The organism is Marinifilum sp. D737 (assembly GCF_026672275.1).
Classification (GTDB): domain Bacteria; phylum Bacteroidota; class Bacteroidia; order Bacteroidales; family Marinifilaceae; genus Marinifilum.
The window spans coordinates 1-26,918 of the sequence record NZ_JANQCD010000050.1 but is presented as its reverse complement, the minus strand read 5'-3'; the positions used below and the strand labels follow the sequence as shown (position 1 = coordinate 26,918).

Genomic DNA, 26,918 nt, shown 5'->3' with positions numbered 1-26,918 from the left:
CTTGTTGCTCCATTTGACCACAAATAGCTAGCGCCTGCATTGCCGGCATCCAAAGTGATTGTGCCACCAGCACAGGTTTCCTGGTCTGTTCCAAGGTCCACAATAGGATTTGGATGAACCGTGACATTCACGTCATCCGTAGCTGAACAGCCATTGCCGTCTGTTACCACTACTGAATAATTACCGCTTGTATTTACTGTGATAGTCTGACTTGTTGCTCCATTTGACCACAAATAGCTAGCGCCTGCATTTCCGGCATCCAAAGTAATGCTTCCTCCAGCACAGGTTTCCTGGTCTGCTCCCAAATCAACTGTTGGAGACATATTGACAATGATATTAGCATCATCCATTCCAACACAGCCATTAACATCTGTTACAACCACAGAATAATTCCCAGCAATTGAAGTCGATATTGCCTGAAGAGTTTCTCCATTACTCCATACATATGATGAACCAATATGACCTGCATCTAGACTGACAGCAATTCCTTCGCAAGTTACTTGATCAGGTCCCAAATCAACAACAGGGTTGACATTTACCTTAACATCTACATCATCTGTACCATTACAACCGTTAATATCAGTAACTATAACTGAATAATTCCCTGCAGTTTTTACAACTATAGACTGACTTGTTTCTCCAGTATTCCATAAATAAGTTCCTCCTGCAAAATTAGCCGTTAATATTACCGAATCTCCCTGACATAATTCTCTATCCAAACCTAAATCAATGGATAAACTTGGATTAATATCCACGCGAAGTGTATCCAAATCGGGTACAATACATGGAGCAATGGGTTGAGCTCCTAATTCAAGATTAACATATCCGTTGGCTATATCGCTTAAACCTGGAGTATAGTTTGCATTTAAATTCTTGTTGTCATCAAAAGTACCATCTCCTAAAGTTCTCCATACAAAAGAAGACTCATTTTGAACTGTACCATTTAATGAAACTGTTTCTGACTCACAAATTGATAAATCATTCCCCGCATCTGCATCAACATTCTGAACCACAGTAACGGTAACATCTAATGGCAATTCTGCCAATTTAAACATACTTATCTCATCGAGAGCATAACCATTTCCAACACCAGAAGTGCTCACATTATCAATCGAAATTGTCAATTGTGTTAATCCATCAGTGTAAATCAAACTCTTAAACAGATCCCAATCACAAGGCTCATCAGTATAAAAATGATCAACTCTTACCCCATTTACCATCACTTCAAATTCATCATAACTATTCGAGTGTAGGTTAGCGATATTCACTGAGAAAACATAGTAACTAGCAGGATCAACATTTATCGTTTGTTCCCAGACGGTGTAATTTGCTTCGGCTCCCTTAACTACCATTACATTATCAGGATCATTTCCTGTCACACCTGTACAATCATGGAAGCCTCCACCCAATATTGTTGTGTTACTATTGATGGTATATTTACTTTTTTGCTCTTTACAATCTTTAGCAGCAGGATCAGAACAGAAATAGTAATCACTGGTGAATCCCACATTTCCCAGATTAAAGTTTCCGTTTTGTACCATTTCAATGGTCTCATCAATATAGAATGCTCTTAAATGATATGTTTGTGTAGAATCGGGACTAACCATAACTCGACTAGATAAACCATCTACATCCCAGTTGAATAAAAATCCTTCACCTGCAAAAAGCTCTACTGATTCCCCTCTACAGATAATGGTATCATTTAAGTTAATTTCAGGTACCGAACCCGCTCCTCCTGAAACATTTACCATATCCATAGCTGAACATCCATTCGAATCATAAACTCTAACAGCATAAAGGCCAGGTTTATCTACATCCAAATATCGTCCATTATAACCATTATCCCATATATATTGTGCATGTACTCCAGCATCCAGGCGAATCACATCACCTTCTATTAATTCTTGATCGGGACCTAAATCAACTACAGGTAGTGGAGTCAGATTAACATTTACATCATCTGAATCGTTACAACCATAACTATTTGAAACTGTTACCGAATAGTTCCCAGCCGAATACACTATGATTTGCTGTGTAGTCTCTCCAGTACTCCATAAATAATTGGCATTAGATATTCCTGCATCCAATACTACTGCTTCCCCTTCACAAACAGTAATGTCAGGTCCCAAATCAATATTTAAACTTGGCACAAAATCGACATAAACATTATCTGTTTCAACACAACCAAAACTATTAGCAACTATAACTGAGTAGTTTCCTGATCTAGTAACATCAATTGTTGAAGATCTTTCTCCCGTACTCCACTGGTAAAAAACACCTCCTCCACCAGCATCAAGAGTTACAGGACTTCCATTACAAGAAATCTGAAGGTCTCCTAAATTAGGATCTGGAGCAGGATTTATAGTTAGAGTCAAATTATCGGTTACTACACCACAAGGTGAGTTGGCATTTGCCAATGCTGTTAAAACAACCGATCCTGTAGCAATATCGTTATCGCCAGGTATATATTTAGAATTAAAACTATTGGGCTTTGTAAATGTTCCATCACCTGAACTTGCCCAAGAAAATCCAGTATAATTGGTAGCAGTTGCAGAAAGTGATGCTCGTGTGTTTCCACATATCGTTTGATCAGAGCCAGCATTTACAGTAGCAGGATCTACTACATTTACCGTTCTTGAATCAGGAACTTCTACCAATGGATTAAATGAAATACCATCCAAGGCATAGTCATTACCACTTCGAATTAAATTCTTATTTACAATTGAAATTTCAATAGATGTTTTCGAACCAGAATACCATAGTGAATAAAATTCCTCCCAATTACATGTTGATCCAGAACTTGGTTCGATATAGTCACCCATAAGTACTCCATCAATCATGAACTCAAGGCGAGCGGGGTTTGTTGGATGAACGTTACAAGCCCAAGTAGAAAAAGCGTAATATTGGTTTGGATTGACTGTAATGGTTTGACTCCATACAACAACATTTTCATCTGGTGCACCATTTACAATTAAGTAGTTGTCTGGACTATTTCCTGAATGACCTCCACAAGGAGAAAAATTTGCATGATATTCATTCGGATTATCGTCTACTGCATACCTTCCCTCTTCCCATAAAGACTGTGGATGTGAATGATTGGAAGAAGATAATATCGGATCTGGACAATAAACATACTCACTAAAGAAACCTATATTTCCAGAATCGAAATCACCATTTGCAATTAATTCCGTCTCCCTATCAGGAATAAAAACTCTAAGAGAATAAGTAGTAGTTGTAAGGGGTGATACAGTAATATTTTTTGACAAATCTCCCGTATTCCAATTGTACATATAAGAGCCTGGAGCCGCCTGCAGAATAACAGATTCTCCAACACAAATAGTGGTATCACTTTTTGGACTTACAATTTGCGCAGTCCCAAAATGATAACCAAATATAAAAACGCACGTAGAACAAAGCAGTCGTAAAAGTTTATTCATTTCTCCTCCTCTTTTTACTTTGGCTCACAAGTCTCTCACAATAATCCATTTTTGACGAATGATCACTTTTATTTCTTTAACTACGTAAATTTAGTGATTAAAGTTTGTAAAAACTTCAAATTAAAGCTAAGTTTTCTTAAACAAAAACTCATCTCATTGATAATGAGAAGTTTTGTACGGTAAGATTATTTTATTCAAATTGAGATTAAATAATAGGATTACAGCTAATAAAAAGATCTGTTTTTAGCCGAAATAAATTGAAGAATGTAACAGGAATAAGGGTTCTAAACGAAAATTTTTAAATTAAAATCCATCATGTGTTTTTTGTGAATCTTCACACAAAATCAACAAATCTTTAAGCTCTTTCTTCGTAAAAGAGCGATATTTTCCTGGCTTTAAAGTTCCCAAATCAATATTCATGATTCTAAGACGTTTTAGCATGGTAACGTCATAACCTAAATATTCACACATTCTACGAATCTGGCGATTCAAACCTTGGGTAAGTATAATTTTGAATGTATGATTGTTTACCTTCCAAACTTTACACTTTTTGGTAACCGTATCCAAAATTGGAATTCCATTACTCATTCTTCGAATAAAGTCGTTGGTAATTTTTTTATTTACACGAACAATATATTCCTTTTCGTGATTATTTCTTGAACGAAGAATTTTATTCACAATATCACCATCATTGGTCATAAATATTAATCCTTCACTCGGTTTATCCAATCTACCAATTGGAAATATTCTTTCCGGATAATTGATATATGAGACAATATTTCCCTTAACTCGGAGGTCGGTTGTACATGTAATTCCAACAGGCTTGTGAAATACAAGGTAAATATTCCGAACAGTTTTTGTTACAACCTGACCTTTTACAGATATTTCATCTGAATTGGTAACCTTTAACCCCATTTCAGCAACTTTGCCATTCACTCTCACCTTGCCCGTTTCAATCAGCTTATCCGCTTCTCGACGTGAACAATATCCTGTTTCTGCAATTGCCTTATTTAGTCGGGTATATTCCATTCCTTAAATCGCCTGTTATTAATATTAAAAGGTTGACAAAAGTAATGGAATATTTTTTACCATCACTCCTCAATCATGTACATTTTGTTGTTATCAACATTATAAAACAGTGGTGCCACAATAATATTTGGATACTTTTTACGCAATCTTTTTGCTTCCAAGGCAACAAATTCAGCAGCATTTCCGATTTCGAACATTGGGGCAAAATTGTTAAAATGCTCTTCCGCTCTCTCTTTGCTCCAACCTCCATTATTCACCAATCCATCTATAAATTGCCCTTTCTTCGAAACCAAATTAACCATTCCACAATTATTGTGTCCAATCAATGCGATATGCTTAATTCCACCTACCGAAATGGCATATGAAACTTTAAACTCACTGTATCTAAGATTAGCTCCTCCCGTACGAATGATATAGGAAAAATTCTCAGGAATATGAAGATGTTTTCTATGATCCATACACATTCCTACCAACAACTCTGCTTTGCTATAATCGGTAAAAGGCTTTTTAAGGTTATGATATTCCAATAGTAGAGCAATAGGGGTATTCTGATACTTCGAAAGGATATCTTCCGTAGAATTAATTTCAATAAGTTGATTCATGGTAATTTTGATAATAGTTAATGTTTAGAATGGTTCTAAAGATAACCAATTGAATCTCTTTTGCAAATACCAAAAATTAAAATATAGATGATTCAGTATAACTAGTAAACTCTTCTAAAAATCTCATGCCTTTATTTGAATTGCCTTTTTTATTTAATCGTGGACTCCAAACTACCATGCTGTATTTTCCAGGGTGCACTACGACAATTCCACCACCTACTCCACTTTTCCCAGGCAATCCAACCTTAAATGAAAATTCACCAGCCTCATCGTACAAACCACAAAGTTGCATTACTGCGTTAATTCGCTTCGACTTACTAGAACTAATTATTTGATTGCCGTTAATTGGATCTTTACCATAATTGGCCAAGAACAAAAATGTTCGTGCCAATTCACTACAAGTCATTTCAATAGAACACAAATCAAAGTAAAAATCTATTACTTCATGAATATTATTCTCGATATTCCCAAAAGACTTCATCAGGTTACATAAGGCTGCATTTCTATACCCTTTCGATTTCTCCGATTGTGCAATACGATCACAATAATCTATTTGATTGTTACCAGACAGATGTCGAACAAATTCAACAAAGTCTTCCCTAGGATTTTCCAATTTACTCACCAACACATCAGAAATAACGATCGCTCCAGCGTTAATAAACGGATTTCTAGGAATTCCTTCATCATATTCCAACTGAACTAATGAATTAAAGGGATTTCCTGAAGGTTCCACCCCCACTCTTTTCCAAAGTTTATCCTCTTCTATTTCAAAAGCCATTGCTAATGAAAGTACTTTAACAATACTTTGAATTGAAAACTTCTCTTCTGAATCCCCAAAATGGTAATTCATTCCCTCAACAGAACACAAATGAACACCAAATTTATTTGGTAATACTCTTTGCAATTCAGGAATATAAGATGCAACTGCTCCATCATCCTTATAAGAGCTCAACTTTGCATTAATATCGGTAAAAATCGTATTGTAATTCATTAAAAAAGTCTGAAATCAATTTGCCATAAAACTAGAAAATAGATTTCCTTAATCCATAATCTACACGTAGTATTTTCCTAATAATTGCAAAATATTCTTCTTTTGTAAAAAGTTGGAAATATAATGATTAAATCCTCCTCTAATACCTCAGTTATTCATCACTTTCCGTTACATACGGTAAGGTGAAATAAAAGTTAGTGCCCTGACCGAGAACAGATTCCGCCCAAATTTCACCGCCCATTTTTGTAACAATTCCTTTACAAATGGCTAAGCCTAAACCTGCTCCACCGGATAGTTTGGTGGTTTCTACTTCTGCTCTTTCGAAACGATTAAAAATCCTTTTAATCATATCGGGATGTATCCCTAAACCTGAATCCTTTACAAAAAACAAAAGGTTTCTATTTTGTAGTTCAAAACCAAATTCAATCTTCCCATGAGAAGTAAATTTCTTCGCATTACTCAGAAGGTTATCCAATATTTGTTTTAACTTAACCTCATCAGTGATAAGCTCTGCATCTGCTATAATTTCACACTTTGTAACGGTTAATTGCACACCATTATCAAGTGTTTCGATGTGAGAAGAGAAAACCTCATCAAGCAAATTGTTCAATTTAACTCTTCCTCGTTCTATCGTAACATTTCCAGTTTCTATTAATGACAAGTCCAGAACATCGTTAACCACACCCAGTAGTTGATTCGAACATTTATGAATGATATCCATATATCTTTCTCTTTGCTCTTTACTTAAGTTTTCACTCTTTAACAGCTCCACAAAACCAACAATCCCATTCATAGGAGTTCTAATTTCATGGGACATGTTTTGTAAAAATGCAGATTTTAAGGATTCACTTTTTTTTGCTTTTTGCTCTGCTTTGCGGATTTTATGAAGATTTCTTCGTAAATAAGCATAGAACAAGAGTCCCGAAGCCAATACATAAAACCAGCCTTTATATGTTTGAATTACCGTTAAGTAATTAATATCATATATTAATGATTTTAATGCTCGGTCGGAAAATAATATCCACAAACCACCAATGATCAAATAGCTTAATAAAAATTTATACTCGAACTTTATTTTCTTATTTTTCACAACCTTAAATCAAATAACAGAAAAATCTCTACATAAAGTTCACAAAAATAAATAATCCAACAACATTAAACAACTGTCAATTAGATCATAATAACTAAGCTCAGGACAAAAGTGAAAATTACATCACTTCACTAATCTTCGAATATATTGTATTTGGCTTTTCTTTCTTTCCACCTTTCCTTGGCATATTGTTGCATATCCACAATTTTATCTCTCTCATCTATAATTTCCAGTCCAAGTAGTGTTTCAATGATATCTTCCATGGTAACAATACCATCCATTCCTCCATATTCGTCAACCACCAAAGCAATATGTTCTTTTTCACTTAACAGTTTATCCCAAGTATTCAGAAGCGTTTGAAATTCAGGCACCACAACTATTGGACGAATCAGATCTTTTAACTTCAAATCTTTTTGCCCCTCTGCCAACTTCTCAAATACAGTTTGTCGAAACACATAGCCTGTAATATTGTCTTTATTTTCCTGATATACAGGAATCCTAGAATAATACAGATATTTCTTTTTCCCCAAAAAATCCTTCAACAACATATTTTCATCAGCCACTTCAACAACCACACGAGGTGTCATCACTTCCGTAACATTCAAGCTTTTTAACCTGATTAAATTTTGTATGATTCTGTTCTCCTTTTCTTCGAATACTCCTTCCTCAGTCCCAATTTTAGCCATTGCTGATATTTCTTCACGACTCACAGAAACTTCATCTTCGCCACGAGAAAATATTTTTGAGATGTAACCAGTTAAAACCACCAAAGGATAAGTTAGAAAAACCATCCCATTAATAATCAAACCTGAAACAATAGCCAGATTTCTCCAATACAATGCTCCTATAGTTTTAGGTATAATTTCGGAGAATATCAAAATTAGAAAAGTTAATACCGCAGAGATTACACCAAAATAAACCTCGCCAAAAAGTTTTGTAGCTTCGGCACCAACTCCAGCAGCTCCAATGGTATGGGCTATTGTATTTAGGGAAAGAATTGCAGACAAAGGTCTCTCAATATTCTCTTTTAGTTTGATAAAAGTATTGGCAGACTTTACTCCATTTTCCTTTTTCACATTCAGAAAAGAAACTGGCGTAGAAAGAAGTACCGATTCCATTACTGAACACAGAAAGGAAACAAAGAGTGCTAAAAAGAGGTAGAAAAACAGAAGAAACATGTTGATTTTTTTGTTATAGCATTTTATAAATTAACATTCTAACAGTATAATGCCGATAGATGATAAAAACTCAATTATAAACAAAGTGCAACAATTGAGTAATTTTAACTACTAATCGGTATTACAAGTTATTTTGCCCCAAAATACTTCTTTTTACTGATTTTTAATCAGCATAATCCCGAATTTTAGTAATTCAATTGATGTTCTTGTTTACCAACAACTTGAAATCGTTTGGACAGAGAGTTTCCTTCCTCGTCAACAAATGTTATCAAATGCTTTCCTTCTCCCGGAGCAATTTCTAACTGATGATTTCCACAAGTTGTTCCAATAAACTCTCCATCCAGATGCCAATAAACATTTGCATTAGGATCATGATGGGCAATTTCAAATACAATTTTCTCTCGTTTACCATCCAAGCCAATTGGCACAAATATCCTGTTATTCGATTTGGGATAAATTAATTCCATAGCTTGCAATTCAGCGACTCCAACACAATCATCCCTAAATGGCGGTAAGGGCCTGTACAATGGATTTCTTTTCTTATAATACCATTCCATTGCAGGTGGCAAAACAAACCATGATCTGTGTACCATCTTATCCACATTTTCACAATCCGAATTTACACGATATCTTTTTGTAGCATCCAAATGAACTTGTTTGTGGTATGGACACACATCTGTTTCCAAGCCAGATCTTCCTATCCAAACCGTATCAACCTGATCGCACCATCTTCCAGCTCTGTATCCACTATTTCGACAAATTGGCACCAATTCCATCTCATCAACAGGTTGTTGAAACCATTCACTTTTCGGTAATAAATCAAATACATCAAACATTATGGGTGCAGCAGCTCCAACTCCTGTTAAGCCGGGCCTTCCTTCTCCATCAGCATTTCCAGCCCAAACTCCAACCACATAATCCGATGTTACACCAATGGCCCATGCATCTCTAAATCCAAAACTAGTCCCTGTTTTCCAGGCAATTTTTTGCGATGAAGAAAAAGCCCTCCAACCACTTTCCCCATCAGGGCGATTTACTTCCAACAATGCTTCGAATGTTTGATAAACAGATGATGCTTTTAAAAATGCCTGCGAATTGGGATTTTTCCATTGAATTGAATCCTCAACAAATTGAAGAGCTTGAAATTCGTTTGAATAATATACTCCATCATTTGCGTTGTAATGATTCAAAATTCCAGACATGCTGGCATACATGCCACACATGTCCCAAAGACTTCCCTCTGCACCACCTAATATTAGCGATAAACCATAATGACCAGCTGGTCTGTTCAAACTGGACATGCCCATCTTTTTTAAGAAAAAATGAAATCTTTCAACTCCATAATCTTTAAGCATTCTCACCGCCGGTACGTTTAATGATCGAGCCAATGCTTTTTGAGCAGGAACTGCTCCATTGTATCTAAGATCAAAATTTTTAGGTGAATAACCAGCAATTTGAGTAGGAATATCTGCAACCAAAGTATTGGGTAAAATTTCACCTTCGTTTAGCATGCTGGCAAATAAAAATGGCTTTAAAAGACTACCTGTACTTCTAAGTGAACGAATAATATCAACCTGATTACCATGCTTTCTTTTTCCTGTATTTTCAGTATTTCCAACATAAACCAAAGTCGATCTGCTTTTGGTATCAACTACCAAAACAGCCATATTGTAAATTTGATTTGCCTCAAGGTTCTTTTGGTGTCTTTTAACAATTTCATTTACCCTGTTCTGCAATCCAAAATTGATGGTAGAAACAACTCTCTCCCCTTTATTCTTTTTATGCACCTGATCCAATAAATGAGGTGCAACTCTTGGCAAATGGTGAATTTGGCGCGGAATATCTTCTAGTTTTGCCAACTCACAAGTTGTTGAATCAATTTCACCAATTCTGTATAGTTTATCCAATAATCCATTTCGTTTCCTTTGTAATATCTCACTATTTTTTCCCGGATAAATCAAAGATGGCGCATTCGGTAAAACAGCTAAAGTTGCAGCTTCTGCCCAAGATAATTCATCGGGAGTACGCCCAAAAAATCGCCAGGATGCAGCTTCCAATCCAACTACATTTCCTCCAAAAGGAGCATGAGAAGAATACAAAGCCAAAATCTCTTCCTTGGAATATCCTATTTCCAATCGGAATGCCAAAATCATTTCCAGAATCTTACGAAACACCGTTCTCGATTTGCCTTTCTGGGAAATTCGAATCAACTGCATACTAATGGTACTTCCCCCACTTACAACTTTCCCTGCTTTTAAATTTTGAATGAGCGCTCTTCCCATCGAAACAGGATTCACTCCAGGATGAGAATAAAAGTATTGATCCTCGAAAGCCAATAGTGATCTCTCAAATTTCTTTGGGACTTCTTTTATTTCAGGAAATCTCCACTGACCATCATCTGCAATTCTGGCTCCCAACAGTTTACTTTCCTTCGAATACAAAATTGTTGAGTACGGATCATGAAAAAGTTGCTTTGGCAATGAAAACCAAAACAAAATCAATAGCAGAAAAAATGCCAACAATAAAATGCGGCATTTTCTCGATTTACAATATCTTACTTTCAATATTTTCATCAGAAATAAACCTGTCAGTACTACATATCCTAACAGGTTTTCTTTTGATTTTATTTTACAACCTCAACCCATTGACCCGGTTTGCGGGCATTAATGTTATTATCATACATTGCTTCACAAGAAATAGTTGGCAAATAATATTTACCTACATAAGCAGCAGTTAAAGCAATGGTAAACGTTTTGTCCTTATATCGGTCCAAATCGAAATAAGAGTAAACACGATCATCTCTGATATCCTGATAATCCGGCATATCGTTTTCATTTACCTGATCCACTTCTCCAAATCGAGTATTCAGAATTTCCCAACCTGATGGGAAAATTTGTGTCAAGGCCATTTGCTCATATTTGTTTACACCAGGATTTTCGATTGTCACCTCTGCTTTAAAATCTGTTCCTTGCTGCAACTTACTTACATCAATAACTTTTCCTTGCATATCCTTGTACACAATTCTTAATTTCAGATTCTTCTCAACTGCAGTACTATCACCTGCAACAGGAATTCCGCTGGCAATTACTCTAGTGTAAAGCACTGCATCTGATAAATTCTCAATCTTCACTTTTGGTTTACCAGATTTCACGTCTATTGGAATCTGTTTTACAGGGCTGTAACTTATCATCTCTTCCCTTTTACCATTTAGGGTATAAGAAAATGACATTTGACCTGGATTTTCACCTCCTGCAAATTCGGCCATAGCCACCAAACAGTAGGCTGTGGTTTGGGTACTCATCCAAGAATCACTGGATAGTTTTTTAGATATTTCCTGAACCAATGGGAAAGCTTTTGTTCTCTGATCCAAAAGGCTTAAGGTTTCCAAAATCATAGCCTTATCACGCAATGAAGAACCAAAACTACCAGAGTGCTCTCGGTACGATTTTACTTCCGTGCTCAAGCCTGAGATCAACTCTTCTGCAACTTCTTTTTTACCTATAATTCTATAGCTTGCAGCCAATCTCCATTTTGCATCATTCGATAAATTGCTTTGCTCTCGCAATCTATTCATCGATGCCAAATCAGGCACATCTGCCAATGCCAGAGTATACAATCTATATGCCTGAAGAAGATCATTTCTTCGGTAAGAATAACCTTCGTAAGTAGATTTCTTCCATGATTTGGCAGCTGATTTTTGATACTTCAACCACGATGATTTTAATCCGATAGGAAGCGTATATCCTTTCTCTTCAGCCATCAGCATAAAATGACCTGCATAACTTGTTCCCCAGGAACTTGCATAATTTCCTCCCGGCCAATAACTAAAACCACCATTTGCCATTTGGAACTTCAACAATCGGGTTAAGCCAGCACGAATATTCTCTTCAATTCTTACTTTTTGGTCTGCTGTTAATTCAACAACTCCATTCAAATACATTTGCGGGAATACCGAAGAAGTAGTTTGCTCAATACATCCGTGAGGATAATCAATCAAGTATTCTAACCTACGACCAAAATCGATAGGAGGAATATTTGAAAGTTCTAAAACTGCCTTGTTGGTTCCTTCCATTCCCGGCAAATCAACCGCCATTTCAAATGTTTTTCCATTGGTCAGTAACGTATCAGTAACATTAACAACTCTAGGATTCGGATTACGAACATCCAACTCAATATCATATGTAGCTTTTAAATTACTACTTTCAGCTATTACTTTAACTCTTGCAATACCAAGCTTAGCAGCAACTTTTAAATCAAAATTAACCACTTGCTCGCCTGTTTTTTCAAACACAATGGCTTTCTCTTTGCCATCCTGAGGAATCAAGTATTCATTAGGCTGAATCCTAACTTTTACATCTTTCACCTTTGGATCCATAGCAAAAACAGTAACTGGTAATTTCACGGTTTCATCCGGACCAACCACTCTTGGTAAAGTTGCCAATACCATTAATGGTTTGCGAACTTTCGAGGTTTTCTCCACATTCCCATAAGCACCCTTGTTTCCTGCAACAACCATGGTTCTTACAGAACCCACATAGTTTGGCATTTTAATCCTGTGCTTTTTAGAATCTCCCGAGTGTAAAGTAAACGGACCGTAAAACATTACCACAGGCTTAAATCTATTGGCCTTGGCCTGCTTCTTGCCTTTCAAATCCTCATCACCACCAATAGCAAATGCATTCTCTAAACGAGCTCCGAATGCTCCCATTACCAAATCGAACATATCCCAAGTTTTAACCCCAAGTGCCTCACGAGCATAAAAGGTATACCAAGGATTAGGAGTTTTGAATCGGGTTAAATCCAACAAACCATCATCAACAACAGCAATGGTATAAGTCATTGGTTTACCATCTTTTTCCGATACATTTACAACAAACTCCTTCTCAGGCTCCAGCACTTCTGGCATATCAATTTGAGGATTCAATCGTGTAGCAGGATCTTCCACCATAATAGGAATTACACCATACATTCTGATCGGTAAATCATTCTCAACATTAGCATGAGGTTGAATTAAACTTACATTCACATAGGCGTTTGGTGCCATATCTGGAGTAATATTAAAGCTAAACTTCGACTCTCGAGAATCGGTTTCAACCCAAAATGCATCCAAAACCTTAGCTCCAGTTTCGATACTCACCAATGCTTTTCCTGTTTTCGATGAAGGAATTGTAATTGTTGCTTCCTCTCCAACTTCATATTTGTCTTTATCCGAAACAAACGAAAGCATATTTGCATTGCCTGGCATTCCTTCCGGTGATCTTCCATAATATTCTGAGAAATAAGCCGTAATTCCAGTTGAGTGACCACTCTCCTGATCGAATACCTGAATCAGATAACGTCCATAATCAGTCCAGTCGTTGTATTCAATATTCAACTTATAGCTAGCTTGTCCATTTTTGGTTGAAATGGTTTTATAATCAACAATGTGAGTGGATGATCTTCTGATATAAGATGCCAAATTTTCTTCGCTGGAATCCCACCACCAGCGCCAGCCAATCTTGTAAACCTTCACCACAATTTTTTTCCTATCCACAGGATTTCCTTCTGCATCAACAGTAGCTATTTTTAATTCATGATCTGTATCTGTAAGGTACCAACCTCTTTTCGATTCCGGCATTTTCATCCCAACAAAAGAATTGTATGGTGCAAATTTCACCCTCTGCATGTCGATACTAAAATCGCCACCTTCTTCAAATACTCGGGTAACAAAATTCGCATTCAACATCCCCGGAGCCGATTTGTTTCCTTTCAGGTTGAGAGGAACAACAGCCTTTCCATTCTGATCCACCTTACCGTCGAACACCACTTGCTCATCCGCTTCAAACTCTTTGGCAGGATCATCGAAAATGTATGATTTGTATTTTTTGAATGATGTTTTGCTTGGTGAAAATTTAAGGCTAACATTTGACTTTAAATTGCGTGCAGTAGCACCATGCAACCATTTCACCTCCATGTCAAGATTTTGACCTGATGCTTTTGATTTTAAAATCTCACTTCCAAAATCCAAATTAATTTTCAAACGATTTGGTTTTACCGTCTCAATTTTAACTTTTTTGGTAAAGTTTGCTCCTCCAACTTTTACTCTTGCCATCCAGTTTCCTGTTGGAGCCTCAGCATCTGTTTCGCAGTTGAATGAATAAAATCCATTTACCCCACTTGTACTCACCCTATGCACAACAGTTTGTCCATCCGGATTCAACAATTCAAAGATTACAGGATGATTCTCGGGTAAAGTTTTTCCTGCATCTTCCAATACAAAAGTAAGGAACAGCTTATCTCCCGGTCTCCAAACCCCACGCTCTCCATAAATATATCCTTTAATTCCCTTCTGAATTCTTGCTCCACCAACATCAAAATTACTTAAGGACAATGACGAACCATCATCAAGACGAAGGTATCCTCTTTGCTTAGCTTTCTTGGCTACCAAAAGGAAAGGTTTTCTATCCAATTGTACAGTAGCGAATCCCTGATTATCAGACTTCACTCTGGCCATTAGTTGCTTCTGATAATTGTAAACCTCCAACTCAACACCGGTTTCAGGTTGTGCTGTAAGCAGGTTGGTTACTGCAAAAGTGATTGATTTATTGTTTCCAGCCTTTGCAATTAAACCCAAATCAGAAGCAAATATATTGCGGTTAATAAATCTTCCTGATCGGTAATAGGAAACATGACAAGGATTTTCTCTTTCATTCCAATTGTATCCTCTTGGATAAAAATAATCATCGTACCATCCTGGTTTATCCCATTGCTTCATTTCATTTTCCAACTCCTGCTCAGCAATCATTTCATCAACCGATGCCAAATTGTCCTCTTTTTCTTTCTCATCTTGGCATCCATATAATGAGTATTCTTTTCTGAATCGAAGTTCCAATCGGTAGATTGCTCCTGGATTTACATCAATAAAACTGGCAACATCAATGGTATGAGCATTCCATTTTCTTAGGTCAATGGCTTCATTTTTCCCCAAGTCAATACGTTTTTGTAAAATCAATCGACCAACTCTTCTCAACCTTTCGTGTCCACCCATTCTATTATCCTGCAGGAACTGATGAACATTGTTTTCGAAAATTTCGATTACTCTTAAATCCAATGCCTTTAGGCTAACTGCCTCGAATGGCAAAATCAATCCCTGTGATGAAGGAGAAATAACACCTTTCCCCAACAGGCGAACTGCAGGTTTAATGTTTTCAAAAATCAACTCTAACTTCTTGCTCTTTGTCAAAGAGTAATCCAGTGCATTCTTAATTCCCTCCTCAATATTAATTGTTCTTCTGCCTGCCAATCTGTATTGAGGGTAAGCTCTTACCTCATTTCCATCAATAATAAATCTGAAAGTTGATTGAGCATCAATACGAATTAATCCTTTCAGATTTTGATCTTTCTTTAAAGGATCCGAAAAGCGAAGAGAAACATATTGCTCAGGTTGTTGAATCACTGTTGCACTCATCAATTTGAACACATTCAGAGCAGGAATCTCTACCTCTTCTTTTCCCTTCTCATCAACAGCAATTCTATTTCCATCCCATCGAACTATCAACTCTCGTTTATCTTCGGTTCTTAACAAACTATCCACTACAAAATGGTGAATTTTGCCATCGCCAGTATGAGTCCAGCTAATTGGCTTCTCTTCTCCATCCAAACTTGCAGTTAACACTGATTCAATTTCATCGTCATTAATTATATCTGCAGTAGTAAGATATCCTTTGTATTTCTGCGACTTCATATCGCTTTTGTCGTAGGATTGTAAGCCCTCGCCCGTAAAGCTGAAGCTTTGCTTAATTACCTGAAAGTTAAACTTCAAATTGTTATACTTTTCAGGCACCTCCATCAACTTCCCAATTTTCACATTTACATTGTAAATGCCACCCGATTTCATTCTCGAATCGGATCTAAACTCAATGGTTCTTGGGTCTTTCCAGTAAGCTTTACCACTCAACTTTGGAGTAAGCGTAAAAATTCCAGCTTCTAACTCCTGTCCTGGCTCAATCGGATTTTTATAATCACTCACCAATCGAACTTCAATAATCGATTCTGCAGATATTACTCCCGAGGTAAATGCAGCAATATACTGTCCAAATCCAGGATCGACTTTTCTTTTGCTTACTTTTTTATTTTTACAGGAATTGACTGCCGTTAAGAGAATTAACGGCACAATTAGAAGGCAGAAAATTTTTCTCATTTTATAAATAGTTGGGATTGATAATTCAGCATAATATTAGCAATTGAAAATGACTAATCAAATAAAAACACAATCTTATTGTTTTTAAAAGGCATATTATAAAAAAAGATCGAACAGATTTCTCTATTCGACCTTATTATATGCAACTTAGCAATTAGTAAATTTTATTTGGACAGCTATTTCTTTTTGATCTTTGTGAGTTCCATTTTACGAATACGAGCACGAACAGCTCCTTTGGTTCTCTTCAGCTTAATGGCCATTTCGCCAACAGGTACACCATCAAAAAACAAGTTGATTAATTCATCGTCATCTTCTCTGTTCCAAGGCTTATAAGCTTCTTTGTATTCCTTTTTAATCTTTCTGATTTTGTCGAAATCTTTCTGATCCATAGCTTATTTTTTAAATGATCTTTTCTTACCCGACCTTTTTTGTGATCCCGATCCGTTTTGAGAACCAGACCTGCCTTTTGAATTAGACCTTCTTCTCCAATCCTTCTTGCCAGAACCATTAGGCTTACCCGAACGAGATCTTGGCTTTTTCTTCTCGCTTTTCTTCTCTGTATTCTTTTCCTCCTTCGGCAATTCCGGCATTTCCTCTGCCAGATAAGGATGATCCTTAATTACCGGAATAGTCTGCTTAATTAAACGCTGAATATCCTTTAAATATGGCAATTCATCCTGACTGCAAAAAGATAAGGCCTCCCCACTTGCACTGGCTCTACCCGTTCTACCAATTCGGTGAACGTATGATTCCGGAATGTTTGGCAAATCATAATTCACTACCAAAGCCAAACCTGCAACATCAATTCCACGTGCTGCAATATCGGTTGCAACCAACACCTTGGTTGTTCCCTCTTTAAAATTATTCAAGGCCTTCTGTCTCGAATTCTGCGTTTTATTACCATGAATGGCCTCTGTATTGATATCGGCTTTTCTAAGAATTCGTGCAATTTTATCGGCTCCATACTTGGTCCTCGAGAATACCAAAGTAGATCCCAACTCTCTTGATTTTAGCAAGTGTGTTAGAAGTTTTGACTTCTTACTCTTGCTGGTAAAATAGATGGACTGCTCAACCCTTTCAGCCGTAGTTTGCTGTGGCTGAATGGTAATCTTCTCAGGGTTTCCCAAAATCTGCTTCGAAAGACTTACAATTTTTGGAGGCATAGTAGCCGAAAAGAATAAGGATTGTCTACGTTTTGGCAGTTGATCTATAATTCTTCGGATATCGTAAATGAATCCCATATCCAACATCTGATCTGCCTCATCCAACACGAAATACCTGATCTCTCGCAATGAGATAAATCCCTGATTAATCAAGTCCAACAGTCTGCCTGGAGTAGCTACCAGCACATCAACACCCTTGGCCAATGCCTCGGTTTGTGCACCTTGCTTTACCCCTCCAAAAATTACTGTATTTTTGATATCTGTATGTAGACCATATTCTGTAAAACTATCACCAATTTGTATGGCCAACTCTCTTGTAGGTGTAACCACCAAAGCTTTTATTTTTCGTTTTACCTTTCCGTGACCATCTTCCAATAAATTCTGAAGTATTGGAATGGCAAAGGCTGCAGTTTTCCCAGTTCCTGTTTGGGCACAACCTAAAAGATCTCTTTTTTGTAATAAAACTGGTATTGCCTCCGCCTGAATCGGAGTGGGATTTGTATAACCTTTCGCCTCTATCGATCTCAATATCGGTTCTACAATATCTAATTTGTCAAATGTCATATGTCTATAACCTGAGTTTGATTTAAAATATTCATACAGAAAGTCAGATTTTTCAAGATTTGATTTAAAAATTAAGAGAGAATACTGGACGTATTTTGATGAATTTTTAAAGCAAAGATTGTTTGAAGATGACTTTTCTTATTGATTTCACTATTTTTTGAATAAATCATTCCATATTTTCTTGTATTATCCCAATGGTACTTCTAAAATCTGTAATAATTTCTCCTAAAAAATAGTTGAAACTGTATGCATATTTTAAACCGAACTCAGGTTAATAAATGAGCGTCAAAGGTAGTTTAATAGTTTGGATTAACAGCATATTAACAATATTAGTTCTAAATCAACCCATTAGAAATACAAAAGCCGCAATTCCTTGCGGCTCCACATTATTACTGATCACTGTTTACTGTTCACTGATCAATGTGGCTCCAATTGAAAACTCACCATCCACTGAATACCAAACTTATCGGTAAGCATCCCAAAATACGATCCCCAAAATGTTTTATCCATTGGCATGATTACATTTCCACCTGCAGAAAGTCCAGCGAATATACGATCTGCTTCCTCTGTTGAATCTGTATCAATTGATAAAGAAAAATTATTCCCTGGAGTTGGAAGAGGTCCGAATGCCTCTGAAGAATCACTCCCCATTAGCACGGTTTCCTTACTTATTGGCAAAGAAACATGCATAATCAAATTCTTATCTTTTTCTGCAACTGGCGGACAATTATCCGAAGGAGGCATTTCTCCAAATCGAGCTATATGAGTATATTCTCCACCCAAAACCGATTTGTAAAAGTCGAAAGCTTCCTCGCAATTTCCATTAAAATTAAGGTAAACATTAAGTGTTATCATGATTTATGTATTAAGGTTTGTATTAATACCGATTATTAATTAGTATGAGCCTTTTGTTCGTATTACTCCAAAAGACTAACTAATTATATATCGGCATTTCAATTTAATATTCCACAGTTTCGCTAAAAGCTCACTCTGAAATTTAAATGGTATAATTTACTTTTCAGTATGAATTGAAAAGTTCTACTGAAATTACAGAAGATTAATTGCAAAATCAATAACTTACACCAATTTAGAAATGAATTTAGCCTTGGTTTATCACCTACTCTCCTCCAACACTTCACATAAAAATTACGACTTTCCAGCATAATGCCTTCTGACTACAAAATAATAACATAAGACACCTGTAAGAGTAGATAATAAAATAAATCCTACGCCTCATGTTATCTTTTCAATTAAACCGATTTCATTATTCTTCACAATCATATACAGACCTATAACAACATATATAAGGCTTATCCCAAACGCTATCCAATACAACTCAATAGCAAAAGGATAATGCATAATATTAAAAGCACTAGCTATCAACAGAAATAAGAAAGATAGCATCAAGCTTCTTTTATATATTACTTTTAAATTCATTAACTCTATTTTTTCCTAAATCTCCTTCGGTTATTTAAACAATATTCCTCAATCATTTCAAAATACACCTCCTCCTCAAAATTTTTACCCAGCAGTTTTTGTTTTGATAAACCATCAGGTAATAATTCGCCAACCTGTAATGAAATATTCGGATTGTACCTATAACCATTATAATTCGTAATTAACCATGGCAACATAAAAGTACCACTCCCTCCTGTTTTATATGTAATGGTATCGGAACTGGTAATAATTTTCATGATTATGGTATTATTTTCACACAATGCATGAGTTCTTATGATCTTTTTGGCTTCTTTATTTATAAGATGTTTCTTATTTAATTGCTTTAAACAAAACACCTTCTTTTCCTCATTTAAATCTCTTTGATCAGCTAAGCTCAAATACTTATTCAAATATTCAGATGATTTCTCCTGATAAATATCCCAAGTATACCCCAATTCTTTAAATACCGAATGAGATGGAATTCTTTTTAATTCATTCAATAATTGAACTATTTTATCTTTTGACACCTTCCCTATTTTCGTAGGTTTCCAATAATAAAGTTTGTGATACTTCTTAATCTTTTCACTAAACTTACTTATAGAATCAGGTATTAAGCTTTGCAGTTGAGTATATTTGTCGATATCCTCTTTTTTGATTCTATCCATAATTACAGGGCCTTCCAATAAGTGCATATCGTAAATTACCCATTCCAAATTCTGATTTTCTATTTTAAATTTATTTCCAGAGTAATCTAAATCCAACTCTATTGCAATAGGTTGACGAAATCCATAAACAGGCTTCAACTCCACACCTTTATATAACACATCAGTAATCTCAATTTTTCTTATCGAATCAATATGAACCTGAGAATAAAGATGACAAGGAATTATTAGAAGTAACAAGAAAAATGCTTTCATAAACGATATATTTATAGTTGTCTTTTTAATAAAGGGTTGTCAGTATCGCATAAACAAATTTAAACCTTAGCTCCTGTAATATTGCCATTTACAGGTTTGGAGTATAGGATTTTTAATCTGACATCTAACTATAGAGTAAATATTCTTAAATTCCTGATTACAAATCAGAAATAACAACCTTTTACTTCTTATAAGAATAATGACCAATAATGGTATACTTATTCAGCAAATCTTCCACCACCTGTCCTGCTCCAATGTTGTGAACAAACAATGGTCTTTTCCCATCGCGAGACATCAGATCAATTACAATTCCAATATGAGTTATTCCACCACCCAAGTCCCAGCAAACGATATCACCAGGCAAGTAATCTTTTGGATTTCTGTTTTTGGTTTTGATCATCCCTTTGCGCTCGAAAAAAGTCATCAAATTCGGCACTCTTCTGTGATCGATGTTTTTATCAGTGGTTTTCAGCCCCCAATTTTTAGGGTACAGTGCAAAGTTCGCCTTCATATCCTCATGCACCTCCTTTTGCAAATCGATTCCCAACAAGCGATAAGCACGAATTACTACATCAGTGCATACTCCTCTATCTGATGGAACATCACCATTGGGGTAATCAATTGCAAAATAAGATGGATCGTAAACCACATGCTGCCTGGTGAGCTCTTTTGCCGCATCAGACAACTTTTGATTAAACTCTTGCGCAAAGACCGCAAGGGAAAATGATAGAATAAAAAGACTTACAATTAATTTTCTCATATTTTTTTGTTTGACCCTTACGGGAAGATTAATATTCTTTTTGCACCTGTAAATTTGCAGATTCGGAGTTCTGGATTTTTAATCCAGATATCTTTCAAAAGAATGAATATTCTTCACTCCATAATCCCTGATTACAAATCAGTAATAACGTACACCCAAACAATTTACTTAATAAACAGAACAATCTAAAATTTATTGCTAAATGCAAAGCAATGACTAACGAACAAAATTTGCAAAACTTATTGGACGAAATCAATGCCATTGACAAAGCAAATATCAAAAAGCCTGCCATACCATTCGAAATATACATTTATGGAGCAGAATTAATGCACACAAGGGCTACAGAAGATTTACCAAAGCTAACTGCCATACATATGCCCACCAACCATGTTGATAAATTATGATTGCAAGCTAATGCACTAAGAAAAGCACAGTTGAACCGGGTAGAATCAAACAGCGATAGAAAAAAACAAATGCTGATTGGCAAGCTTCAAAACCAGAATCACTAAGGCTTCACAAAGAATTAATTCAAAGCTTTCAGTTTGCCTTTAGAAACAACCAAATTACTTTGCAAAAATTATCAAAGATCAAGAAAGGCAGACCTGTGGATTAATCTTCAAATGAATGAGTTTCCTCACTATCGGGGACTTGCAACAAAATCATAGAAGTCATTGCCGAAGCAAGTATGAATTTAATATCGGAAGGCAAATCGGATCGCAGCCAAACCGTTTTTTTGAACAATCCTAACATTCCCCCGCTATGATATTGAACAGCGCACAGAGATTTTCCATTCTCGATAAACTCATATCCTAAGGCAGGATACATTTTAGGTCTATCACCAGCTTTGGTAGAAATAACAGGAACAATCTCGATCTTCCTTGTTCCATTGCTTAAATAAGCTTTGCTTATATCTTCAACACTGCTCCCATACACCAATTCCATTGTTAACAACCAATATTCATTCCCTTTGATATTTGTATTGATTGAGGACGACAAGAAGTGAGAGTGCCTTCTTATTTTATTATTCCCCAAATAAAAATCTACACCCCAACAATCTTTAAGTATTCTTACAGCCCTATTTTCTTTCGTTACAATATTGGTAATTCCAATAATTCTGGCTGAATCTAAATCACTAACCAACAGGAAAGAAATCTCATTTTTCACACTAGTTTCTACCTTTGATTCTAAAAAGTTTGAACTTTCCTTAGGCTCAGAATCTTCCATTTCAATTTCGAGTGCATAGTAATCTCCAAACCTAACACCCCACTTCGATTTTTTAAGATTCAATTTTACTTTCAACACATCAGCACTGGCCACAAGCTCATCACTAATGATAATATTCTTTCGCTGCGACTCTGCAAAAGAAGTACTTACCAAGCAACCTGAACAAGCTATATTTAAAGCAAAAAACACGATATACAAGCAGCAGATTTTCATGACTCTACATTTAAGTTTTCGCTCTATACAAAGTTACGAATTCACAATAGGGCTTTCAAGAAAACACATCTTTAGATTATTGAAAATCAACATCTAATTCAATCCTCAGACTCATATCAAAAAAAATCTCCCTACTCATTACTGAACAGGGAGATTGCAATTAAACTAATTATATGTAGTTGTTGTAAGCTAACTATTACATGAAACCACCGCCACCTTGCGTTTCGCGATTGTCTCTACGCTTACGTTGCTTGGCTTTGTTTTTACCACTACCAAATCGGTAAGAGAATCCCAGGTAAGCAGTTCTACTTTCCCAATGGAACTCACCATTTTGACGGTATGGTACTTCCGAATCAAACTTGAACTTCATTCCTTCAAAAATGTCATTTACTCTAAAGGTAATGGTACCTTTTCCTTTCAATATACGATAGCTTGCACCAGTATTAATCATCCACATCGGATCAACTTCGAACTGCAAGTCTTTTCCGCCACCACGATACATGGCAAACAGCTGAAATCTCAACTTTTTGGTTGCAGTAAAGCTATTGGCAACACGTACATTGAACGAATTGTTGGTAATCTCTAAGTTCTCTCCATTCGAAACTCCTGTTTCTTTCTGAATATACAAATCGGAACTTGCATTCATCGACCACCACTTAAAGAATCGGTAATTTGCCGATAACTCCAAACCATAACGATCGTTATCATCGGTGTTATAGTACGACATCTCTACCTTTTCAATATCTTGCGGATCTTTATTCAATACTCGTGAAATGTTTCCGCTTACACGGCGGTAGAATACTCCAAACGTTGCCGATCCTTTCTTTAATCCTTTTGTGTAATTGAACTCAAACGAGTTGGTAAACTGAGGATCCAATTCTGGATTTCCAAAAGAACTAATCAAAGGTGTACTCCACTCTCGAATAGGATTTACCTGTCTAATTGAAGGACGATCGACTCTACGACTGTAGCTCAACTGAAATTGATTTCTCTCGCTTGGGTTAAAAGTGAAAAATACCGAAGGATAAACCGTAAATCTGCTATCGGTATATTTTGCCTTTTCGTCCCCTTTGATAAAATCTCCATCCACTTCATACTGCTCCAATCTTGCGCCTACTTGCATCGAGAATTTATCAATTTTATGATTCAAATTCACATATCCTGAGTAGATACTTCTGTCGTAACTAAATGCCGAATTATCAACTTTTGTATTGGTAAAATCATATTGATCGGTTACTCGTAAGTTATCGGTATCATTCAGTCTTAACTCCAAACCCATTTCCAGTTTTGTATTTTCTGACAAAGGATTTGTGTAATCTAAATTCAGAAGCGTATTGGTATATTCATTTTCAATATTATCTGAGTAATTGGAATTGCGATCATCCGGATTTAGCAATTCTCTATAAGATGCATCTTCAGGAGCATCACTCGTACTATAGGTAGCTTCAAACTCCAGGTTGTGTCCTTCTTTCTCAAAATCGATTTTATAATTAACATTATAGGTTCCTGTTGAATTATCAGTTTTTGAATTCATCAAATTGTGAAAGTCCAAACTATTACCTCTGTAAATCTTGGTTGTTCCTTCAAAATCACCATTGCGAAAGTTCTGAGTTGTGTAAAAAGAAAATGTATTCTTTTCGTTCAAATAGATATCAGCACCTACTTTTAATAAATGAGAGTAATTTTCACTATCGAAATTAAATTTCTGATGAAGATCATCTGATAAAATTGCTTGTCCATTTTCGTCCAAAGCACTTCTTAAAACATCACCATAATTATTTCGTTTACCACCGTTTGCTCCATAATTTAGGAAAAAGTTCACTTTTCCTTGCTTGTAATTCATATCAAATGAACCGTTGGCACGTGTATTTTCACCACGAGTTACACCCATATTTACATTGGCATTAAAACCAATATTGGCATTCTTGTTCAAAACGATATTAATAATTCCACTCATTCCTTCAGGATTGTACTTTGCCGATGGATTGGTAATTAACTCGATACTTTTAATTGAAGTAGAAGGAATTTGCTGCAACAACTGTGCGGGACTAATATTGGTAGGTTTACCATCAACCAAAATCCTTACATTTTCGTTACCTCTTAAGCTAACGGCACCAGTCTGACTATTCACACTTACCGATTGCACATTATCCAACACCTCAGAAGCAGTTGCACCTGCAGCAGTAAGATCTTTTCCAACGTTTACCACCTTACGATCGATTTTCTGAGTAATGGTAGATAGTTCAGCTCTAACGGTTACCTCACCCAACATCTCTGTATCCTCTTCCAAATGAACAGTGCCTAATTTGTGCGCCTTTGTTTTAGAAAAATCCAACTGTCTTGTATAAGGTTTGTACCCCATAAATTGTATTTCAACCACATTTTTACCTTCAGGGATTTTCTTAATGATGAATTTTCCTTCAACATCAGTAATCCCACCGGTAAGAATTTTCTCATTGGCATCACGTATCACCACATTTACATATGGCAATGGTTCTTTAGTTTTCTGATCTAATATTACACCCGTTAATGAACCGCTTTTTACCACAGTTGTAATTTCAGTTTCTGCAAAAACTGAAAAGCTCAACAACAACAAAACAACTATTAGTAGTTTTTCTTTCATAATACTTTTTAATTTGTTAGTGGGTTTAAAAATTAGACTACATCAAATCAATCATCACATCTACTTGTTATTTACCCCAAATTTCGTTTCGATATTTGTATTAAAACGCGTAGTCAGTTAGTAAATACGAACGCCTTTTTTAGCCATTCTCCACAATACAATCAGAGATAGTGCCAAAAATCACATATTGCACATTTTCAACCAGTAAGATTACAGATGTTTTATTCTAATGTTCGATAACGGACAGATTGATGTACGGTTTCAGATAGGACATTCAGATTCCATCTACAAGAAAACACTTCTCCTAAACAGCATTTCCAATAAACATTAAACGAGCTTATTCACAAGAAAATTAGAATAAAAAAAGGATGGCAAATTGCCACCCAAGTATTTTAAATGCTAAAAATGTCACACAAAGAACTCGGGCTCTTTTCTTTCTGAACAATTCTTAAATAACATATCTTTTATTTGCCCCATAAATGAAGTATCAAATAATCTTGCATCGTCTGGACAAGATTTCACACAAGCACAGCAGCAGATACAATCTTCGGCATTCGTTATTACAGACTCTTTAATCTCAATAATATTCATAGGACAAACATCTGCACAAATCCCGCACAATGAACAATTCTCAGCAATGGTTCCAGGTGCCATTGCCGGAGCTTGAGGCAATTCCTTATAAGGATAATTACCAGGGACCTTCACCTGGCTTTCATCCGAATTCTGAATTTTCGCAACAACTTTATTGGCAAATTCTTTTGCTTTCAAGATATCTTCACAATCCGGACGATTATGAGCAATTGGTTTATCTTCGCTTGAATATGAATGCTCACCTATGAAAGCTGCTGCAGCAATTGGCACAAACCCTAATTCAATACTCAAATCTTTTAATTCCAACAATGCATCATCAAATTCCCTATTCCCATAAACAATCACTATAATCACCGGAGCTTTATTTGCTTTGCACTTTTTTAATCGGGCAACAGCCTCTTTTGGCAAACGTCCTTTGTACACAGGAATGGCCATTAGCGTCAATTCATTTTCAAATCTCTTGTTTTCCAAATCTGTAAGATCTGGCTTTGTAATATCAAATTCACTGATGACTTGAACATCTAATTCTCGTCCAATATACTGGGCTATTTTTTTACTAGTGTTGGTCGGAGAAAAGTAGATTAGGTTAATTGATGACATATTCACATTCACTTTATTGCATAAAAAAAGCACCAAGGTTTTTCAACCTTAGTGCTTATATTCTGCGGAGAGAGAGGGATTCGAACCCCCGGTACGTTGCCGTACAATGGTTTTCAAGACCACCGCATTCGACCACTCTGCCATCTCTCCAATATGTAAGGAATGATTTTCAAGACCGCCGCTCCCGATAGCTATCGGGACGACCACTCTGCCATCTCTCCAAAATTTGAGCGGGAAACGGGACTCAAACCCGCGACCCTCAGCTTGGAAGGCTGATGCTCTATCAACTGAGCTATTCCCGCAAAATATTTTCAAAGATT

The 26,918-nt window shown here is 36.1% G+C and carries 17 protein-coding genes and 2 tRNA genes; 1 reads left to right on the top strand and 18 read right to left on the bottom strand.

What is annotated here, in order from left to right; genetic code table 11:
- From NQ163_RS19125 to NQ163_RS19065, 13 genes are all read right to left on the bottom strand, one after another.
- Positions 1 to 3,437: hypothetical protein (locus NQ163_RS19125; protein ID WP_268191928.1), on the bottom strand; the 3,437-nt coding region annotated here is incomplete at its 3' end.
- Positions 3,438 to 3,740: 303 nt separating this feature from the next.
- Positions 3,741 to 4,466 (bottom strand): pseudouridine synthase, encoded by a 726-nt coding sequence (locus tag NQ163_RS19120; protein ID WP_268191927.1) that lies wholly within the window; start codon positions 4,464 to 4,466, stop codon positions 3,741 to 3,743.
- Between the two features lie 62 nt (positions 4,467 to 4,528).
- On the bottom strand, positions 4,529 to 5,068 hold the full coding sequence (locus NQ163_RS19115) for a carbonic anhydrase (protein ID WP_268191926.1): 540 nt from the start codon (positions 5,066 to 5,068) through the stop codon (positions 4,529 to 4,531).
- A 76-nt stretch (positions 5,069 to 5,144) separates the two neighbouring features.
- Complete coding sequence (locus NQ163_RS19110; RefSeq protein ID WP_268191925.1) at positions 5,145 to 6,059, bottom strand: glutaminase; 915 nt, start codon at positions 6,057 to 6,059, stop codon at positions 5,145 to 5,147.
- A gap of 151 nt (positions 6,060 to 6,210) precedes the next feature.
- On the bottom strand, positions 6,211 to 7,149 hold the full coding sequence (locus tag NQ163_RS19105) for a sensor histidine kinase (protein ID WP_268191924.1): 939 nt from the start codon (positions 7,147 to 7,149) through the stop codon (positions 6,211 to 6,213).
- A 131-nt stretch (positions 7,150 to 7,280) separates the two neighbouring features.
- Complete coding sequence (locus NQ163_RS19100) at positions 7,281 to 8,327, bottom strand: CNNM domain-containing protein (RefSeq protein WP_268191923.1); 1,047 nt, start codon at positions 8,325 to 8,327, stop codon at positions 7,281 to 7,283.
- Between the two features lie 185 nt (positions 8,328 to 8,512).
- Positions 8,513 to 10,900, bottom strand: a complete 2,388-nt coding sequence (gene pbpC, locus NQ163_RS19095; RefSeq protein ID WP_268191922.1) for a penicillin-binding protein 1C — start codon at positions 10,898 to 10,900, stop codon at positions 8,513 to 8,515.
- Between the two features lie 50 nt (positions 10,901 to 10,950).
- A complete protein-coding gene (locus NQ163_RS19090) occupies positions 10,951 to 16,506 on the bottom strand; it encodes an alpha-2-macroglobulin family protein (protein ID WP_268191921.1) in 5,556 nt (1,851 codons plus the stop codon).
- Positions 16,507 to 16,682: 176 nt separating this feature from the next.
- Entirely contained in the window at positions 16,683 to 16,895 is a 213-nt protein-coding gene (locus tag NQ163_RS19085) for a hypothetical protein (protein WP_268191920.1), read from the bottom strand.
- A 3-nt stretch (positions 16,896 to 16,898) separates the two neighbouring features.
- A complete protein-coding gene (locus NQ163_RS19080; RefSeq protein WP_268191919.1) occupies positions 16,899 to 18,233 on the bottom strand; it encodes a DEAD/DEAH box helicase in 1,335 nt (444 codons plus the stop codon).
- 417 nt (positions 18,234 to 18,650) lie between these two features.
- Positions 18,651 to 19,088, bottom strand: coding sequence for a VOC family protein (locus NQ163_RS19075; RefSeq protein ID WP_268191918.1), 438 nt, complete (start codon positions 19,086 to 19,088; stop codon positions 18,651 to 18,653).
- Positions 19,089 to 19,675: 587 nt separating this feature from the next.
- Positions 19,676 to 20,587, bottom strand: a complete 912-nt coding sequence (locus NQ163_RS19070; protein WP_268191917.1) for a hypothetical protein — start codon at positions 20,585 to 20,587, stop codon at positions 19,676 to 19,678.
- A gap of 181 nt (positions 20,588 to 20,768) precedes the next feature.
- On the bottom strand, positions 20,769 to 21,347 hold the full coding sequence (locus tag NQ163_RS19065; RefSeq protein WP_268191916.1) for a DUF1287 domain-containing protein: 579 nt from the start codon (positions 21,345 to 21,347) through the stop codon (positions 20,769 to 20,771).
- 212 nt (positions 21,348 to 21,559) lie between these two features.
- Here NQ163_RS19065 and NQ163_RS19060 point away from each other — a divergent pair, with 212 nt between their 5' ends.
- Positions 21,560 to 21,751, top strand: coding sequence for a hypothetical protein (locus NQ163_RS19060; protein WP_268191915.1), 192 nt, complete (start codon positions 21,560 to 21,562; stop codon positions 21,749 to 21,751).
- 205 nt (positions 21,752 to 21,956) lie between these two features.
- Here NQ163_RS19060 and NQ163_RS19055 read toward each other — a convergent pair whose 3' ends face one another.
- From NQ163_RS19055 to NQ163_RS19035, 5 genes are all read right to left on the bottom strand, one after another.
- Positions 21,957 to 22,784 carry a hypothetical protein gene (locus NQ163_RS19055; RefSeq protein ID WP_268191914.1) on the bottom strand — a complete coding sequence of 276 codons (828 nt, stop codon included), beginning with the start codon at positions 22,782 to 22,784 and terminating at the stop codon, positions 21,957 to 21,959.
- A 196-nt stretch (positions 22,785 to 22,980) separates the two neighbouring features.
- Positions 22,981 to 25,407 (bottom strand): TonB-dependent receptor domain-containing protein, encoded by a 2,427-nt coding sequence (locus NQ163_RS19050; protein WP_268191913.1) that lies wholly within the window; start codon positions 25,405 to 25,407, stop codon positions 22,981 to 22,983.
- 408 nt (positions 25,408 to 25,815) lie between these two features.
- The gene (locus NQ163_RS19045) at positions 25,816 to 26,598 is read right to left on the bottom strand and encodes a 4Fe-4S binding protein (protein ID WP_268191912.1); all 783 of its coding nucleotides are present in this window, start codon (positions 26,596 to 26,598) and stop codon (positions 25,816 to 25,818) included.
- Between the two features lie 65 nt (positions 26,599 to 26,663).
- Positions 26,664 to 26,748: transfer RNA gene (locus tag NQ163_RS19040), tRNA-Ser, on the bottom strand.
- A 79-nt stretch (positions 26,749 to 26,827) separates the two neighbouring features.
- Positions 26,828 to 26,900, bottom strand: a tRNA-Gly gene (locus tag NQ163_RS19035).
- Positions 26,901 to 26,918: the final 18 nt, after the last annotated feature.

Excerpts from the sequence above, each read along its gene's own strand:
- NQ163_RS19110 (WP_268191925.1), bottom strand. The coding sequence starts at position 6,059 with ATGAATTACAATACGATTTTTACCGATATTAATGCAAAGTTGAGCTCT.
- NQ163_RS19080 (WP_268191919.1), bottom strand. The coding sequence starts at position 18,233 with ATGACATTTGACAAATTAGATATTGTAGAACCGATATTGAGATCGATA.
- pbpC (WP_268191922.1), bottom strand. The coding sequence starts at position 10,900 with ATGAAAATATTGAAAGTAAGATATTGTAAATCGAGAAAATGCCGCATT.
- NQ163_RS19100 (WP_268191923.1), bottom strand. The coding sequence starts at position 8,327 with ATGTTTCTTCTGTTTTTCTACCTCTTTTTAGCACTCTTTGTTTCCTTT.
- NQ163_RS19060 (WP_268191915.1), top strand. The coding sequence starts at position 21,560 with ATGACTAACGAACAAAATTTGCAAAACTTATTGGACGAAATCAATGCC.
- NQ163_RS19120 (WP_268191927.1), bottom strand. The coding sequence starts at position 4,466 with ATGGAATATACCCGACTAAATAAGGCAATTGCAGAAACAGGATATTGT.
- NQ163_RS19090 (WP_268191921.1), bottom strand. The coding sequence starts at position 16,506 with ATGAGAAAAATTTTCTGCCTTCTAATTGTGCCGTTAATTCTCTTAACG.
- NQ163_RS19065 (WP_268191916.1), bottom strand. The coding sequence starts at position 21,347 with ATGAGAAAATTAATTGTAAGTCTTTTTATTCTATCATTTTCCCTTGCG.
- NQ163_RS19075 (WP_268191918.1), bottom strand. The coding sequence starts at position 19,088 with ATGATAACACTTAATGTTTACCTTAATTTTAATGGAAATTGCGAGGAA.
- NQ163_RS19050 (WP_268191913.1), bottom strand. The coding sequence starts at position 25,407 with ATGAAAGAAAAACTACTAATAGTTGTTTTGTTGTTGTTGAGCTTTTCA.
- NQ163_RS19055 (WP_268191914.1), bottom strand. The coding sequence starts at position 22,784 with ATGAAAATCTGCTGCTTGTATATCGTGTTTTTTGCTTTAAATATAGCT.
- NQ163_RS19070 (WP_268191917.1), bottom strand. The coding sequence starts at position 20,587 with ATGAAAGCATTTTTCTTGTTACTTCTAATAATTCCTTGTCATCTTTAT.
- NQ163_RS19115 (WP_268191926.1), bottom strand. The coding sequence starts at position 5,068 with ATGAATCAACTTATTGAAATTAATTCTACGGAAGATATCCTTTCGAAG.
- NQ163_RS19085 (WP_268191920.1), bottom strand. The coding sequence starts at position 16,895 with ATGGATCAGAAAGATTTCGACAAAATCAGAAAGATTAAAAAGGAATAC.
- NQ163_RS19045 (WP_268191912.1), bottom strand. The coding sequence starts at position 26,598 with ATGTCATCAATTAACCTAATCTACTTTTCTCCGACCAACACTAGTAAA.